A 14,940-nucleotide genomic window follows, 5' to 3' on the forward strand; every position below is an offset into this window, starting at 1 on the left:
GGCAGGCTTGCACATGATCGCTTCCCCCACCCAAGCAGATCCACCCACCCGGGCGTTTTCGTAGCCGGGCCGGCGGTTTGTCGGGTGGCTGGGTTTCGCTGCGCCGGAAGGGGTTCGGCGTGCCGGGCCGCCGGGCCGGTGGTTGGTGGGGTGCTCGGCGGCTGCGCCTGGTGGGGGTCGGCGTGGCTGGCCGTCGGGCTGGCGGTTGGCGGGGGTCGCCGGCTGCGCCCGGTGGGAGTTCGGGTGGTTGGCGGCTTGGCCCGCGGTTCGGGTCGATGGTCGCTGCGCCTGCCGGGTTCGGGGTGGTCTGCCGCCCCGAACCCGGCTGGTCCGCTTGCGGGGTCAGCGGTCCAGGGCTGTGCGCAGGCGGGACAGCAGGTCCGAGCGGCTGGTGGCGCCGAGGCGGGCGCGCATGCGGGCCATGTGGTGCTCGACCGTCTTCGCGGAGATGAACAGGCGGTCGCCGATCTGCTTGTAGGTCAGGCCTTCCACGACCAGGGTGGCGACCTGGAGTTCGCGTTCGCTGAGGCGGGCGCCGACGCGGTCGGCCTCCTCCTGCGGTTGGCCCGCGGTGCCTTGGCCCTGGAGCATCCGGGCGCAGTCCAGGAGGGACAGCATGGCCTTGCGGTCGGAGGTGCGGATGGCGGCTTGGCCCGCCAGCCGCGCCGCGTCCCAGCACAGGCCGACCGCGTGCAGGCCGCGGGCCGCCGCTTCGACGGTGACCGGGTCGACCTCGCCGTCGAGGACGTGGCGCCAGCAGCTCGCCGCCGAGGCCACCGCGGCGTGGAAGGGGCCCGCGGTGGCGTTGGCGGCCAGGGCGGCGGCGTGGTCGTCGGCGGCGGCGGGGTGTTCGGCGATGATCTCCGCGTGCAGGCAGGACCAGTGCAGCATGGTGGTCCACGCGGGTGGGTCGCCCAGTTGGTGCAGCAGGTCCCAGGCCTGGTCCAGGTGCGGGGCGAACCGCTCCCGGTCGCCGACCCTGGCCGCGGCGACGGCGAACTCGCCCAGCGGCAGCAGGGTGAACAGGTCGACCGGGTGGCGGACCACCGCCTCGTACGCCTGTTCCCAGGTGCGGCGCAGTGCCGCCAGGTCGCTGCCGCGGCGGGCGGTGCCGACGGCCAGGCCCACGGCGAACAGCCAGTCGCGCGGGGACAGGGGGGTGCCTGCCTCCGACAGCGCTGCCGTGGCCTCGGTGCCGTCGCCGCGGACCATGGCCGACCAGGCGCCCAGCAGGCGGTGGCGGGTGGCCAGCAGCGCGCCGCCGACGCGGGCCGCGGTCGCCCGTTCCAGCAGTGGCTCGGCGAGTGCGCCCGCTCCGGTGTGCAGGGCCAGCAGGGCGCCCAGTGCGGCGGGGCTGTCCGGCAGCAGCACGTCGTGGCCGACCGGTTCCAGCATCTCCGCCGCGCGGACCACAGTGGACAGAGCGGCGGGGCCGGAGCCGTCCACAGAGGCCAGGATGCCGCGCGCGGCGGAGCTGACCGCGCCCGCGAGCAGGGTGGGTGGGCCGTCCGTCGCGGCGCGGTCGAGGGCCGCTCGGGCGTCGGTGAGCCTGCCGACGCCGACCAGGCCGATCGCGGCGAGCGCCCCCTGCCCGGACCACTGGTACAGCTCGGCGCTGCGGGCCAGTTGGCCGCGGTGGGCCAGCGCGGCGGCGGCGACGCCCGCGGCGGCGGCCCGGCGTTCGCCGCCCGCCGTCGCCAGCAGCGCGTCGGCGCGGCGCAGTGCGCTGTCCAGGGCCCCGGACAAGGCTTCGGCCTCGGCGCGGCGGACCTCGTCGACCGGGTGGCCCGCGTCCGCCGCGGCCTCGTGCAGGCGCACGGCCAGGGCGGGGTCGGCCTGCTCGGCGGCGGCGGCGTAGACCGCCGCCGCGGAACCGCCCGAGGTGCCCGCGGCCAGCAGCGCGCCCGCGAAGTCGAGCAGCGCCCCGCCGCGGCGCAGTTGCAGGTCGGCCAGCGCCCCCAGGACCGAGTCGCGCTGGTCGGCGGGCACCAGCTCGCGCAGCGCGGCGGCGGCCAGCGGCGGCACCGACCCGTCCGGGCCGAGCAGGCCGGTGGCCCTGGCCTCCTCGGCCGCCTCGCCCGCCGGGCCGGACACCAGGCCCGCCAGCAGTTCCGCGTCCCCGCCGACCCCCGCCTGCACCGCGATGAGCACCCGCACGGTGTCGGGGGCGAGGCGGTCGACGTCGAAGCGGAAGTCCTCGATCGCACCCGCGGGCACGGTCGCGGTGTCCGGTCGCAGGTGCGGGGCGAGGCGGTGCACCAGGCCGGGGATGCCACCGGTCTGGTGCAGCACCAGGTCGACCACGGCGTCCGGCAGCGCCGCGCCGGTGGCCGCGGCCAGGCAGCGGCGGACCCGTTCGCGGTCGAACGGGCGCAGCGCGATCTGCCCGCGCAGCCTGCCGAGCAGCGCCGTCAGCCCCGCGGGCCGCGGCCGGGGCCGGGCGGCGACGACCAGGCCGACCCGGTCGTCCAGGGCCACCTCGGCCAGCTCGGCGAAGTCGTCGTCCCCCAGCAGGTGCGCGTCGTCGACGAGCAGCAGCCGGGCGCCCGCCGACCGCCCGCGCCGGTGGCGTTCGGCGCCCTCGGCGGTGGCCAGCAGGTCCAGCAGGGCGCTCTTGCCGTAGCCGCCGGGCGCGATCACCGCCAGCCGCACCGGCCCCGTCTCCCCCGCGGTGATCGACGCGCAGAGCCGCCGCGTCGGTTCGTCGAGCACGAGTTCGCTCGGCTGCGGGTGTCCGGGGATCAACGGCGGTCCTCATCACAACGGGTCGCGGGGGCGACGTACTGGGCTGGCACGGGGGCGGAACGGGGACCCGCGCTCACCGGGTGTCCTCCTCGCCGCGGGAGCGGCGGGGGAAGGTGAAGCGGGGCGGGGGCGGGACGAGCGGGGTCAGCTCCACCGGCGGCCGGGGCGGCGGCGGGTCCGAGTCGGGGGCGCCGTCGACGGCGGCGGGCGGCTCGGCCGGGGCGGGCGGCGGTGCCTGCCTCGGCGGCGGGGGCGCCGGGGTGGGGCGGGGGGCCAGCAGCGGGTCGGCGCTGAGGTGGGCGGTGACGCTGCGGGCGGGCAGCACCAGCCCGTCCGGGCGCCGCTCCCCGGGGGTGGCGGGGACCAGGGCGTGACCGGGCGGGCCGGGGTGGCCCGCGGTGGCCGGGACGAGCCCGGGGCTGCTCGGCTGGCTGAACGCGCCGGGGACGGCCGGGGTGAGCCGGGGATCGCTGTGCGGGCCTTGGCCGCCCGCCGGGCCGCCGGGTCCGACGACCGCGTGGCCGGGACCGCCGGGGGACCAGGCCGGGCCACCGGGGGTGACCGGGGCGAAGCCCGGGTGGCTGCCGGGGTGGCCGGGAAGCCCACCCGCGCCGCCGGGGGCGTGACCGGGTCGGCTGCCGGGAGCGCCTGCCTGGCCGGAGCCCCCGTCGGGGTCGAACGGGGTGTGGCCGGGGTGACCGGGTCCGGCCGGGGCGGGTGCCCCGGTGGGGGCGAAGTCCACGCCGCCGAGGGCGGGCGGGACGAGGCCCCCGGGGCCCGGGTTGCCGGGGAATCCGGCGGGGTCGAAGTCCGTGCCGCCCGGGGTGAGCGGGAGGAAGCCGGGGTCGCCGCCGACACCGGTGGGGGCGGGACCGGCTTCGCCGCCCGCTCCGACCCCGGTGGAGCCGAGCGGCGGGAAGCCCGGGTTGCTGCCCGCCCCGGCCGCGCCGGAGCCGGGGTGGCTGCCCGGCCCGGTCCCGGGGTTCAGCGGCGGGAAGCCGGGGTCGCTGCCGGGGTCGGGGCGGCCGGGTCTGCCCGCGCGGCCCCCGGGGGAGCCGGTCGGGCGGGGGCGGGCGGCGAGGGCGGCGCCGCGGGCGGGGGAGGTGGCGGGGTCCTCCTCGACCGGGCAGCCCGCGAGGTCGGCCAGCAGCGGGACCCGGGCGGTGCCGCCCGCCAGGACCGCGCCCGCCAGGTGTTCCGGGGGGACGGTGGCCAGCAGCGAGCGCACCTGGTCGGCCACCGCGGCCAGGGTCGGGCGGGCGAGTTCGGCGAAGGTGGTCCGGGGGACGGTCACGTCCCCGGGGGTGTGCGGGAGGGGGACGCGGACCTCGGTGGCGACCGACAGCCGCTCCTTGGCCGCGGTGCAGGCCTCGCGGAAGGCGGCCATGGCCTGCCGGGGCAGGTCGGCGGCCCGGACCGGGCCCGCGGTGCGCAGGTCGGGGACGGTCTCGTCGGGGGCCGGGGTGGGGGTGGCGGCCAGGACGTGCTCGGCGAGCAGGTCGTCGAGGTGGTCGCCCGGGGCGGTGGCGGGGTGGGCGGTGTGCGCGGTCAGGTCGAAGGCGGACGGGCCGCGGTAGAGGACCGCCTGTTCGCTGTGCGCGGCCCCGACCAGGGCGACGAGCAGGGCGGTGCCGGTGGGCACCGGGTCGCGGGCGTGGCGGGTCTCGGCGGCGGCGACCACCGTGGGCAGCAGCAGGGCGCCGGGCAGGCCCGCCTCGTGCAGGGCCTCGTGCAGCAGCCTGCGCCGGTGGGGCCCCCACTCGGGTGGGTGAGTGACGGCGATGCGGTCGGGGTCGCCGCCCTCGGCCTCGGCGACGGTGTCGACCACCCAGGCGACGAGTGCGGCCACCAGGGCCTCCGCCGGGTACAGCTCGCCGCCGAGGAGCACCGCGGTGTCGTCGCCGACCCGGTCGAGGGCGGCCCTGGCCAGCCGGTCCGGTTCCGCCTCGGCCCGGCGCAGCGCCGCCCGGCCCGGCACGACCTCGCCGTCGGCGGCCACGAACAGCACCGAGGGGAACCAGCGGGCGCCGCCGTCCACCGGCACCACCTCGGCCCGGCCGTGGCCCGCGTTCCCGCGCCTGCAGACCGCCGCCGTGCCGCGGGTGCGGCCGACGTCGATGCCCAGCACGTAGGGCACGCGCGCCATGCGACTCCATCCACCAGGTCCACGGGGGGAACAACGGTCCCTGTTCGTACCAGCAAGCCACCCCCGGGGACCAACCCCGGGTGGTCAGAAGAACAGTCCCTAATCCCCTAATAGGCGAAATGTTGTCGCTCTTTCGGGTAGGGGACGCAACGGGGTGTGTTCCCCGATGGCAGGGGACCCCCCGATCCCTAGCGTTGTCGTCGTCAGCCCGGGGTCGATGCCCCCGACCTCGGGCACACCAAGCTTTCTTTGCGTATAAGAGGAGATCGTTTCTTGTCTGCCCAGGAACAGACCCTGCACGACTTCGTGCTGAACCTGCTGACCGACGACGCCGCTCGGTCCGCGTTCGCCGCGAACCCGACCGCCGCGCTGGGCGACGCGGGCCTCGGTGACGTGACCGCGCAGGACGTGCAGGACGTCATCCCGCTGGTCGTCGACTACGCGCCGGTCGGCGACGGGCAGGGCGTCGAGCTCGCCATCCCGACCGACGGCGACGACGCCATCGCGCGGCTGCAGGCCGTGGCCGAGGTGGGCGGGGCCGCGTTCGCGGGCCAGGTCGACACCGACGTCGTCACCGCCACCGCGACCGGCGTGTACTCCGCCGACGAGGGCTTCGACGGCAAGTTCGACGTCGACACCGAGCAGGGCGGGGCCACCACCTGGCTGGCCGCGGGCTCCGACGGTGCCGCGCTCGACACCGTGTTCGAGTCCGACCACGCGCAGGGCCAGGCGGGCGTCGCCGTGGGCACCGACGGCACCGCCGCCGGGTACGCCGACCTGACCACCGAGCACGCCACCGCGCACGGCGCCTTCGCCGCTTCGACCGAGGGCGCCAGGGGCCACCTCGCGGTCGAGACCGACCACCTCGACAGCGGCAGCGCGTTCGCCGCGGGCTTCGAGGGCGTCCAGGCGGGCACCCACGGCGAGACCGACTTCGCCGCCTACGAGGCCAAGCTGGACACCACCGACGGTGTGGCCACGAGCGCGGTGCTCGACACCGACGAGCTGGAGGCGGGCGTCGCCCTGGACGCCCTCACCGAGGATGGCACGCAGGCGGTCGCGGGCGTGGAGACCGACTTCGTGACGGCCGGTGCCGCGCTCGACGCCTCCACCGAGGGCGTGCACGCCACGGCGGGTGTGGAGACCGACGCGCTGTCCGCGGGTGCCTCCCTCGACGCGAGCCGCGACGGCGTCTACGCCACCGCGGGCGTGGAAGCCGACGACCTGTCCGCCGGTGCGGCCCTGGGTCTGGACCACGACGGCCTCCAGGCCGACGCGGGCCTGGAGACCGAGGCCGTCTGGGCGGGCGTGCAGACCGGTGGCGACGCCCTCTCGGCGGGCACCGACCTGGACGCGGGTGTGCTGGGGGTCGAGGGCGGTCTCGACTACGCCGCCGGTGACCTGGCCCTCGGCGCCGAGCTGGAGACCCCGCTGGGCGAGGTGGACCTGTCCGGCCTGAGCGTCGGCGTGCACGGGGTGTCCACCCCGGAGCTGGCCGACCTGGTGGACCCGGGCGACCTGCTCGACGCGGAGACCCTGCGCGGCGGCGACCTGTCCGCGGGCACCGTGGCCGACTTCGTCTCCGCGGGTGGCAGGCTCGTCGGCGAGACCGCCGACCTGGCTTCCGGTGCGGCCCCGGCGGGCCTCGGCGGCTTCCTCACCGGCGCCACCGCCCCGGTCTCGGACGCGCTGTCCACCGGCACCGCCCCGCTGACCGACGGCCTGGACGCCCTGGACGGCCTGGGCACCCTCCCGGCCCTGCCGGGGCTGTCGGACCTGCCCGCCGAGCTGCCCGCCGTCCCGGCGCTGCCGGAGCTGTCGGACCTGCCCGCCGAGCTGCCGACGGACCTGTCGGACCTGCCGGTCGACCTGCCCACCGACCTCCCGGTCGACGTGCCGGACCTGCCGGTGGTCAACCCGCTGCCGGACCTGGCGCACCTGCCGGAGACCCTGGGCGGCGTCGTGGACGCCAGCCCGCTGGGCGACCTGGTGCACGGTGTCGAGGACGCGCTGCCCGAGGTGGGCGGCCTGACCGACGGTCTGCACCTGGGTCACTGATCCGGCGCTCCCGGGCAACCGGGAGCCGGAAAACGTGAATGGATTGTCAAACCGGGCGGGGTTCACCGAGTGGTGGACCCCGCCTGGTTTCTGTCACAGATAAGTTACGGCACACTCTTGTGAGTGACCGTTCCACCGTGGCTCGCGCTTCTCGATGACACCGTCCGTGCTTGCTCGGCGGGTCGACGCCCTGATCTGGTGAATCGGTTGCTGGATCGTCGAATGCGACTGTTAGATCCGGGTCGCCGGGTCGCTGTCGTGGGCACCCCCGGGCAGGGCAAGAGCCAACTGGTCAACGCCCTCCTCAACGCCCCGGTCTGCGCGGTCGGCGACGACCGGACAACCGCCGTGCCCGCCGTCGTCCGGCACGCCGAGCGGCCCACCGCCACCGTGGTGACCGACGAGCGCCCGGCCATCGGCGCCGCCGCCGACCCGGCCGACGCGGGACCGGTGGAGACCGCCACCGCCCGGGCCAACAAGCTCGCCCTGGTCCGCGACGACGTGCTGCGCACCGAGATCGGCCTGCCGCGCACGCTGCTGGGCCAGGGCCTGGTGCTGGTCGACTCACCCGGCATCGGCGACCCGGGCTGCCCGCGCACCGCGCGCGCGATGGCGGTGCTGGCCGAGGCGGACGCGGTGCTGCTGGTCTCCGACGCCACCGGCGAGCTGTCCGCGCTGGAGATCGACCTGCTCGCCCAGGTCAGCAGGCTGTGCCCGACCGTGCTGGTGGCCCTGACGAAGATCGACATGGTGCCCGCGTGGCGGCGGGTGGCCGAGGTCGACCGCAGGCTGCTGGCCGAGGCGGGCATCGCCGCGCCGCTGCTGCCGGTGTCGTCGGTGCTGCGGCTGGCCGCGGCCAAGGCCGGGGACAAGCGGCTCAACGCCGAGTCCGGCTTCGCCGAGCTGATCGACTGCCTGCGCCGGGAGATCCTGGCCGACCCGAGCCGGGTGGTCGCCGCCGTCGCGGCGGCGACCAGCGGCCTGGCGCTGGACCAGTTGATCGTGCCGCTGCGCGCGGAGTTCGACGCCGGTCAGCCCGGCGCCGACCCGGCCGCCACCGCCGCCTGGCACGCCGCGGGCCGCCGGGTGGAGGAGCTGGGCCGCGCGGCCGCCCGCTGGCAGACCCTGCTCGCCGACGACGTGGCCGACCTGATGGCCGACATGGACCACGACCTGCGCGACCGCACCCGGCGCATCCTGCGCGAGGTCGACGACTACTTCGAGGTCGCCGACCCGGCGAAGGTGTGGCCGGAGTTCGAGGAGTGGATGCGGGAGAACCTGACCGCGGTCGCCGAGGTGCACTCCGACTGGCTGCTGGAGCGGTTCGAGTGGACCGCCGCCCGCATCGCCAGGCACAGCCCGCTGGGCGCCGCGTCCGGGTCCGCCTGGTCCTCCGACCTCCTGCGCGAGGTCTCGGAGAACCACGTGGGCACCCTGCGGACGCCGAACATCGAGAAGTTCAGCACCCCGCAGAAGCTGTTCGTCGGCCTGCGCGGGTCCTACAGCGGCCTGCTGATGTCCGGCCTGGCGACCTCGCTGGCCGGGCTGCCGCTGATCAACCCGTTCTCCGTCGGCGCCGGGGTGGCCTTCGGCGCGCGCAGCGTCTTCGAGGAGCGCGGGGCCCGGCTCAAGCGCAGGCAGGCCATCGCCAAGACCACCGCCCAGCGCCACGTGGACGACTTCTTCCTCTCCTACGGCAAGGAGACCAAGGACGCCACCAGGGTCATCCACCGGGCCCTGCGCGACCGGTTCGCCGCCGTCGCCCAGCAGTTGCGCGGCGAGGCCACCCAGTCCGCCAGGGCGATCAAGCTCGACCTGGACACCGAGGCCGCCCGCCGCGCCTCCCGCGCGGCGGAGGTGCGGCGCGGGCTGGAGCAACTGCTGGCCCTGCGCAGGCGGGTCGAGGCGATCCGCGCCCAGCGGCCCGCCCGGGCGCTGAGCGCGTGAACCTCGCCGAGGCGGCGTGGTCCCTGCTGGAACGGGCACTGCCGCACTACCGCGACAGCCCGCGCGCGGAAGCATTCCTGGGCACCGCGATGGCCCGGCTCACCGGACCGCTGCGGGTCACCGTCACCGGCCCCCCGCGCTCGGGCCGCACGACCCTGCTCAACGCCGTGGTCGGCGAACCCGTCCCCCCGGGCACCGACCGCCTCACCGTGGACTGGCCCGGCGACGTGGAGCTGGTGGACGCCCCCGAAACCGACACCGACGCGGTCGTGCACCTGCTGCCGCACCCGGCCGCCGACACCCGCCCCCTGCGCCCCGCCGCCGCCGTGTCAACGCTGGTCGTGCTCTCCCGCGCCGACGAACTGGGCGGCGGCCGGGTCGACGCCCTGGTCTCCGCCCGGCAGGTGGCGCGGCGGCGGGCGCGGTCGGCCGAACTGGGCGGCCTGTGCCAGGACGTGCTGGCCGTGGCGGGTTCCCTGGCGCTGGGCGCGTCCCTGCTGACCCCCACCGAGGCGTCCGCGCTGGCGGCGCTGGGCCGGGTGCCCAGGGCGGAACTGGACCCGGTGCTGCTCTCGGCGGACCGGTTCGCCACCGCCTTCCCCGCCGAAGGCCCCGCCCTGCTGACCCGCCTCGGCCTCTTCGGCGTCCGCCTCGCCGCCACCCAGGCGCGGCGCGGCCTGACCGGGGCCGCGCTGGCGGCGGAACTGGTGCGCGCCAGCGGAATCACCGAACTGCGCACCGCCATCGGCACCCGCTTCGCCGAGCGCTCCCCGGTGCTGCGCGCCCGCACCGCCCTGCTCGGCCTGGAGGCGGTGCTGCGCCGAGAACCCCGAGCCCCCGCCCTGGCCGCCGAGGTGGAACGCGTCCTCGCGGGCGCCCACGAACTGCGCGAACTCCGCCTCCTGGCCGACCTGGACACCGGCCGCGTCTCCCTGGGCGAGGAGGTCGCGGAGGCCCGCTACCTCCTCGGCGCCCAGGGCACCACCCCCGCCGCCCGCCTCGCCGTCTCCGACGACGCCCACACCGCCGTCCTGCGCTGGCGGGCACACGCCGAGGACCCCCGCCGGGACTCCCGCGCCCGCCGGGCCGCACTGGTGGTCGTCCGCAGCTGCGAGGAACTGGTGACCCGTGGTGCCACCACCGCCCCCTGAGCCCGCGGTCAGCCGGTCTCGGCCGTCACCCAGTCGAGGTAGGGGCGGTGGCCGCCGGTGATCGGAACAGCTATGACTTCCGGCACGTCGTACCCGTGCTGGGCAACGATGTGCTCGGTCACCTCCGCGACCCGCTCCCCGGTGGTCTTGACGTGGAGCTGCCACTCGGTGGACGAGGTCACGGCCCCCTCCCACCGGTAGACGCTGCGCACGGGCCCCACCACCTGCGCGCAGGCGGCAAGACGCGCTTCCACCAACGATTCCCCGAGCCGGGTCGCCGCCTCGACGTCGTCCCAGGTGGTGATCACCAACACGTGTCCGTCCACCGGTCCCAGGGTAGCGATCGGTGCCAGGGAGAACGGTCGGGCAACGGCCCCCGCCGAGTGGTGGGCGCCCGGTCCCAGGACTACCGTCGGGGGTCCTGATCCGACCGTTTGGGGGAACCTGCATGGCGACCTTCGGGCCGCGCTTGGCGGGCGTCGTGTGGGGCGAGCAGCACGACCGGTTGTTGAACTTCGTGTTCCGAGCCTTCGACTGCTGCGTCCGCGACCGCGACCTGGCCTGCGCCATGACGGTCGACCTGTTCGGCCGCAACCCGCACCTGGTCGATTCCCCCGACCTCGACGACGACGCGATCCGCGCGGAGCTGGTGCCGCTGATGGCCGCCGCGCTGCGCGAGCGCTCCAGCCACACCGCGATCAAGGTGGCGGTGGGGCACGCGGCCTGGCAGGACCGGGTGGCCCGGTCCCGGGGCGCGGGTGCGGCGGGGTGGCACTCCGCGTTCGGGTCCGTGCGCACCTTCACCCGGCACCTGCGCCTGACATGACGATCGCGGTCGCGGGGGCGAGCGGGTACGTCGGGCAGCGGTTGGTCGCCGCGCTCGACGCGGCGGGGGAGCCGGTGCTGGCGCTGGGCAGGCACCTCGACTCGCTGCCGGGCGGCGGCAACGTGCGGTCCTCGGCGGTGGACGTGGCCGACACCGCCGCGCTGACCGGTGTCCTCGACGGGGTGCGGACCGCCTACTACCTGGTGCACGCCATGGCGGGTGGCGCCGACTTCGCCGACCGGGACCGGGCGATGGCCCGTTCTTTCGCCGACGCCGCCGCGGCGGCCGGGGTGCGGCGGATCGTCTACCTGGGCGGCCTGGGCGACGAGGGGCTTTCCGAACACTTGGAGTCGCGGCAGGAGGTCGGGCAGTTGCTCGCCGGGACCGGGGTGCCGGTCGTGGAGCTGCGCGCGGCCGTGGTCATCGGGTCGGGCAGCATTTCCTTCGAGCTGTTGCGCTACCTGACCGAGCGGTTGCCGTTCATGGTGTGCCCGCGCTGGGTGCGGACCCGGGTGCAGCCGATCGCCGAGTCCGACCTGCTGGCCTGCCTGCGCCAGGCGGCCGACAAGGACCGGGTGCCGCCGGGGGTGCACGAGGTCGGCGGGCCGGACGTGCTGACCTACGAGGACCTGATGCAGCTCTACGCCCGGGTGCGCGGCCTGCGGCGGCGGCGGATCGTGCGCGTGCCGCTGCTCTCGCCCCGGCTGTCGTCGTACTGGGTGCACGCGGTGACCCCGGTCGACCGGGCGGTCAGCGGGTCGCTGATCGACAGCCTGCGCAACGACGTGGTGGTCACCCGGGCCGACAGCCCGTTCGACGTCGAGCGGGTGCCGATGGCCGAGGCCATCGCCCGCGCCCTGGACGACCAGCGCGACCGGGTCGCGCACGACGTGTTCGACTTCGCCGACGGTGTGGTCGACGGCGTGTTCAACCTCAGCACCAGCGTGGAGATGGACCGGGGCGAGGTCAAGGGCGCCCGGCTCGACCTGTCGCGCTGCGGCGGCGACCTGCACTGGTACGGCTGGGCGTGGGCGTGGGTGCTGCGCATCTGGCTGGGCAAGCTCTTCGGCGAGGAGCTGACCCTGCACCGCCCGGACACCGTGGAGGTCGGCGCGACCGTCGACTGGTGGACCGTCGCCGACTGCGGCGACCACCACATCGTGCTCTACACCGACAAGTGGTTCTGCGGTGAGGCGTGGCTGGGCTACCGGATCGAGGGCGGCGCCGAGCCCCGGCTGTGGCAGGTGGGCGCGCTGCGGTCGAAGGGCTTGCTCGGCTGGGCGTACTGGCGCGCGGTGTACCCGATCCACCTGGTGGTGTTCCGGGTCATGGCCCGCAAGCAGACCCGGCGCGCGCACGCCCTGGCCCGCAAGCTCGCCGACGCCGCCTGACCCGCTGCCGCGACGGCCGCACCCGGGCGTGCTCAGCCCTCGGTGTCCTCGGTGTCCTCGATGAAGCTGCGCATCCGCGAGTTCGCCGTGGCCGAGCAGGTGAGCGGGCTGTCCGACGTGGTGAAGGTGGCGCGCAGGCGGATCGGCTCGGGCAATCCGTCCAGGGCGACCGACCAGCGGTCCCGCCCGAGCGGGGTCACCGACACCGGGGCGTAGGCGTGCACGGCGTCCTCACCGGTGCGCTCCCGGGCGATCCGCTGGGCCGCCTGCACCGGGGCGGTGACCGTGCTGCGCCCGCGCAGCAGCGGCACGGTGAGCCTGCCCGCCTCGAACCGGTCCGCCAGCCCGGTCACCGCGTCCACCCCCACCTGCCCGAAGTAGAAGCCGTGCGGCAGCGCGACCAGGTTCGCGGCGAAGCGGTCGCCGCCGACGTGCGAGCACTCCCAGGTGGCCTCGGGCCGGGTGGCGGCCAGCGCGGCGGCGACCGGGCGCCCGCGCAGGGCGCAGCAGGTGTCGTGGCGGCCGTGCGCGCAGACCAGGTACGCAGGCTCGGCCGTGGGCGTGCCGCTGGGCCAAGGCGCGGTGAGCAGGTCGTGCGGGTCGGTGAAGGTCGACCACCAGGTCAGCTCGCGCACCGAGTCGACGTAGGCCCAGCGCAGCGGGGTGCCGGTGTGCCTGCCGGGTTTGCGGATCAGCAGCACCCGGGCGCCCACCGACGCCGCCCGTTCCGCCAGCCCGGCGACCACCGGGGCGGGTAAGTCGCAGTCGCGCCACGGGTCCGGGCCCCACGCCTTCGGCTGTTCGACCAGCAGCCAGCGCAGCACCGGGGGAGCGGTGGCGGTCATCGGGTCGCCCCGGCGCACGCAGGCGGCGGCGCAGCGCTCCGCCGTCACGCGGGGACCAGGACGCCCTCGCGGAGCAGCCTCCGCACGAGCGTGGTCTGGTCGGCGACGTCCAAGCCGGGCAGGTCGCCCACCGCCACCGAGGCGCCGGTGAGCAGGGCCGCCAGGGCCGGGGCGGTGTAGGCGGGCAGCGACAGCCGGTCACCCGGGACGTCGAGCAGCACGCGGTCCCCGGCCGGGGTGAGCCGGGAGCGCAGGCCCGTGCGGAGCACCACGCGGCTGCCCTCGGCCACCGACTGGGCCGCCGCGACCTGGGCGAGCGGGGCCAGCGGCGCCGGGCGGTTGCCCGACCACGCTCGGTCGCGCAGCAGTTCGGCGACTTCACCCGGTGTGCTGGACCTGACCACCCGGGCGAGTGCGTCGACGGTTTCCGCCAGGTGCGGGGCCAGTGCGTCCGGGTCGGCCGCGTCGATCCCCAGCGGCAGCGACCCGCGCAGGTCCCCGTCCCGGCCCGCCAGCTTGAGCAGGGCCTCGACCAGGGCGAACCGGGTCAGCACGTGGATGCCCACGGTCAGGTGCGCGGACACGCCGCCCAGGGCGCGCGCCGAGTGCAGGTAGCCGCGCGGCAGGTAGAGGGCGTCGCCGGGGCGCAGCACCTCGTCGATCAGGGGTTCCTCTTCCGCGCGGGCGGCGACGGCGGCCGAGTGCTGGTCCCAGGGCTGGTCGCGCAGCGGGTCGGCGTGCACCGGTTCGTGCACCAGCCAACGCTTCTCGCCCGCCACCTGGAGCACGAACACGTCGTGCACGTCGTAGTGCGCGGAGAAGCCCTGCGAGGACGCCGGGGTGATGTAGGCGTTCACCTGGACCGGGTGGCCCAGGTCGACCCCGAGCTGGGCGGCGAAGTCGATCACCGGCGGCCAGAGCCGGTGCAGGCCCTGCAGCACCAGGGTGGCGCCCTGGTCGAACACGCGCGCCACCTTGTCGTCGGACACCTGGTCGCCGATCTCGGCCCCGACCCCACCGGGCGCGGTGAACTGCGCCGACGACAGCACCGAACCGTTCTTGGCCACCCGCAGGAACGGGGTGCGCAGGCCGCGCCGGGACAGCAGCTCGTCGACGTCACCGAGGGTCAGCAGGTCCTCGAACGCCTTGGGCAGCGTGCCCGCCGGGCTCAGCAACGGGGCGCGGCCCCAGTGCTCGGCGGCGAACGCGTCCGGCTCGGCGGCCACGCACCGGCGCAGGGCCGGTCGGTCTGCCGTCGCCGCGCGCGCGGCGGTGGGGATCGGGGTCATCGTCTACCGGCCCGCGCCGCCGTCCGCACCACCATCGGCACCGCCGTCAGCGCCGCCGTCGTGGCCGCCCGGGGTGCCGGATGCGCCGTGGTCGGCCGTGCCCGCGCCGCTGTCGGCCGTGCCGTGGCCCGCTCCGCCGTCGGCGCCACCGTCGGCACCGCCGTCGTGGCCGCCCGGGGCACCGGAGGCGCCGTGGTCGGCCTGCCCGGCCGCGCCGCTGTCGGCGCCACCGTCCGCACCGCCGTCAGCGCCACCATCGGCTCCGCCGTCAGCGCCACCGTCGTGGCCGCCCGGGGTGCCCGAGGCGCCGTGGTCGGCCGTACCGGCTCCGCTGTCCGCGCCACCGTCGGCTCCGCCGTCAGCACCGCCATCGGCGCCGCCGTCGTGGCCGCCCGGGGTACCGGAGGCACCGTGGTCGGCCGTGCCCGCGCCGCTGTCGGCGGGGCCGTGCTCACCGATGTGTCCACTGCGGATGTCGTCGTCTTCCAGGGACATAACGCCTCCTCGCGTTTCGTCGAACCGGGGTTCCGGCGACCGCAACC

General features: G+C 76.4%; 11 protein-coding genes. 5 read left to right on the forward strand and 6 right to left on the reverse strand.

What is annotated here, in order from left to right; translation table 11 throughout:
• Positions 1-342 precede the first annotated feature (342 nt).
• Complete coding sequence (locus UO65_RS24280) at positions 343-2,745, reverse strand: helix-turn-helix transcriptional regulator (RefSeq protein WP_035286667.1); 2,403 nt, start codon at positions 2,743-2,745, stop codon at positions 343-345.
• Positions 2,746-2,818: 73 nt separating this feature from the next.
• Positions 2,819-4,891, reverse strand: coding sequence for an Hsp70 family protein (locus tag UO65_RS33615; RefSeq protein WP_052021719.1), 2,073 nt, complete (start codon positions 4,889-4,891; stop codon positions 2,819-2,821).
• A 273-nt stretch (positions 4,892-5,164) separates the two neighbouring features.
• On the opposite strand from UO65_RS33615, the gene UO65_RS24290 reads away from it, so the two are divergent.
• From UO65_RS24290 to UO65_RS24300, 3 genes are all read left to right on the forward strand, one after another.
• A complete protein-coding gene (locus UO65_RS24290) occupies positions 5,165-6,949 on the forward strand; it encodes an IniB N-terminal domain-containing protein (RefSeq protein WP_035286669.1) in 1,785 nt (594 codons plus the stop codon).
• A gap of 222 nt (positions 6,950-7,171) precedes the next feature.
• Positions 7,172-8,896: a dynamin family protein gene (locus tag UO65_RS24295; protein ID WP_084176215.1), complete on the forward strand. Its 1,725-nt coding sequence runs from the start codon at positions 7,172-7,174 to the stop codon at positions 8,894-8,896.
• On the forward strand, positions 8,893-10,047 hold the full coding sequence (locus tag UO65_RS24300) for a P-loop NTPase family protein (protein WP_035286672.1): 1,155 nt from the start codon (positions 8,893-8,895) through the stop codon (positions 10,045-10,047). The genes UO65_RS24295 and UO65_RS24300 overlap by 4 nt, the downstream gene beginning before the upstream one ends.
• 8 nt (positions 10,048-10,055) lie before the next feature.
• Here UO65_RS24300 and cutA read toward each other — a convergent pair whose 3' ends face one another.
• Positions 10,056-10,373, reverse strand: a complete 318-nt coding sequence (cutA, locus tag UO65_RS24305) for a divalent-cation tolerance protein CutA (RefSeq protein ID WP_035286673.1) — start codon at positions 10,371-10,373, stop codon at positions 10,056-10,058.
• Positions 10,374-10,495: 122 nt separating this feature from the next.
• Between cutA and UO65_RS24310 the strand changes: the two genes are divergently transcribed.
• On the forward strand, positions 10,496-10,873 hold the full coding sequence (locus tag UO65_RS24310; protein WP_035286675.1) for a hypothetical protein: 378 nt from the start codon (positions 10,496-10,498) through the stop codon (positions 10,871-10,873).
• On the forward strand, positions 10,870-12,264 hold the full coding sequence (locus UO65_RS24315) for a DUF2867 domain-containing protein (protein ID WP_035286676.1): 1,395 nt from the start codon (positions 10,870-10,872) through the stop codon (positions 12,262-12,264). The genes UO65_RS24310 and UO65_RS24315 overlap by 4 nt, the downstream gene beginning before the upstream one ends.
• A gap of 32 nt (positions 12,265-12,296) precedes the next feature.
• On the opposite strand, the gene UO65_RS24320 is transcribed toward UO65_RS24315, so the two are convergent.
• From UO65_RS24320 to UO65_RS24330, 3 genes are read right to left on the reverse strand one after another with little or no spacing between them, the layout of a single operon-like run.
• The gene (locus tag UO65_RS24320) at positions 12,297-13,157 is read right to left on the reverse strand and encodes a sucrase ferredoxin (RefSeq protein WP_035286677.1); all 861 of its coding nucleotides are present in this window, start codon (positions 13,155-13,157) and stop codon (positions 12,297-12,299) included.
• Positions 13,154-14,398 (reverse strand): cupin domain-containing protein, encoded by a 1,245-nt coding sequence (locus tag UO65_RS24325; RefSeq protein ID WP_035286678.1) that lies wholly within the window; start codon positions 14,396-14,398, stop codon positions 13,154-13,156. The genes UO65_RS24320 and UO65_RS24325 overlap by 4 nt, the downstream gene beginning before the upstream one ends.
• 3 nt (positions 14,399-14,401) lie before the next feature.
• Positions 14,402-14,893: a BatC protein gene (locus UO65_RS24330; protein ID WP_152552244.1), complete on the reverse strand. Its 492-nt coding sequence runs from the start codon at positions 14,891-14,893 to the stop codon at positions 14,402-14,404.
• Positions 14,894-14,940 lie beyond the last annotated feature (47 nt).

The organism is Actinokineospora spheciospongiae, from assembly GCF_000564855.1.
Taxonomy (GTDB): Bacteria; Actinomycetota; Actinomycetes; order Mycobacteriales; family Pseudonocardiaceae; genus Actinokineospora; species Actinokineospora spheciospongiae.

Excerpts from the sequence above, each read along its gene's own strand:
- UO65_RS33615 (WP_052021719.1), bottom strand. The coding sequence starts at position 4,891 with ATGGCGCGCGTGCCCTACGTGCTGGGCATCGACGTCGGCCGCACCCGC.
- UO65_RS24295 (WP_084176215.1), top strand. The coding sequence starts at position 7,172 with ATGCGACTGTTAGATCCGGGTCGCCGGGTCGCTGTCGTGGGCACCCCC.
- UO65_RS24310 (WP_035286675.1), top strand. The coding sequence starts at position 10,496 with ATGGCGACCTTCGGGCCGCGCTTGGCGGGCGTCGTGTGGGGCGAGCAG.
- UO65_RS24315 (WP_035286676.1), top strand. The coding sequence starts at position 10,870 with ATGACGATCGCGGTCGCGGGGGCGAGCGGGTACGTCGGGCAGCGGTTG.
- UO65_RS24325 (WP_035286678.1), bottom strand. The coding sequence starts at position 14,398 with ATGACCCCGATCCCCACCGCCGCGCGCGCGGCGACGGCAGACCGACCG.
- UO65_RS24330 (WP_152552244.1), bottom strand. The coding sequence starts at position 14,893 with ATGTCCCTGGAAGACGACGACATCCGCAGTGGACACATCGGTGAGCAC.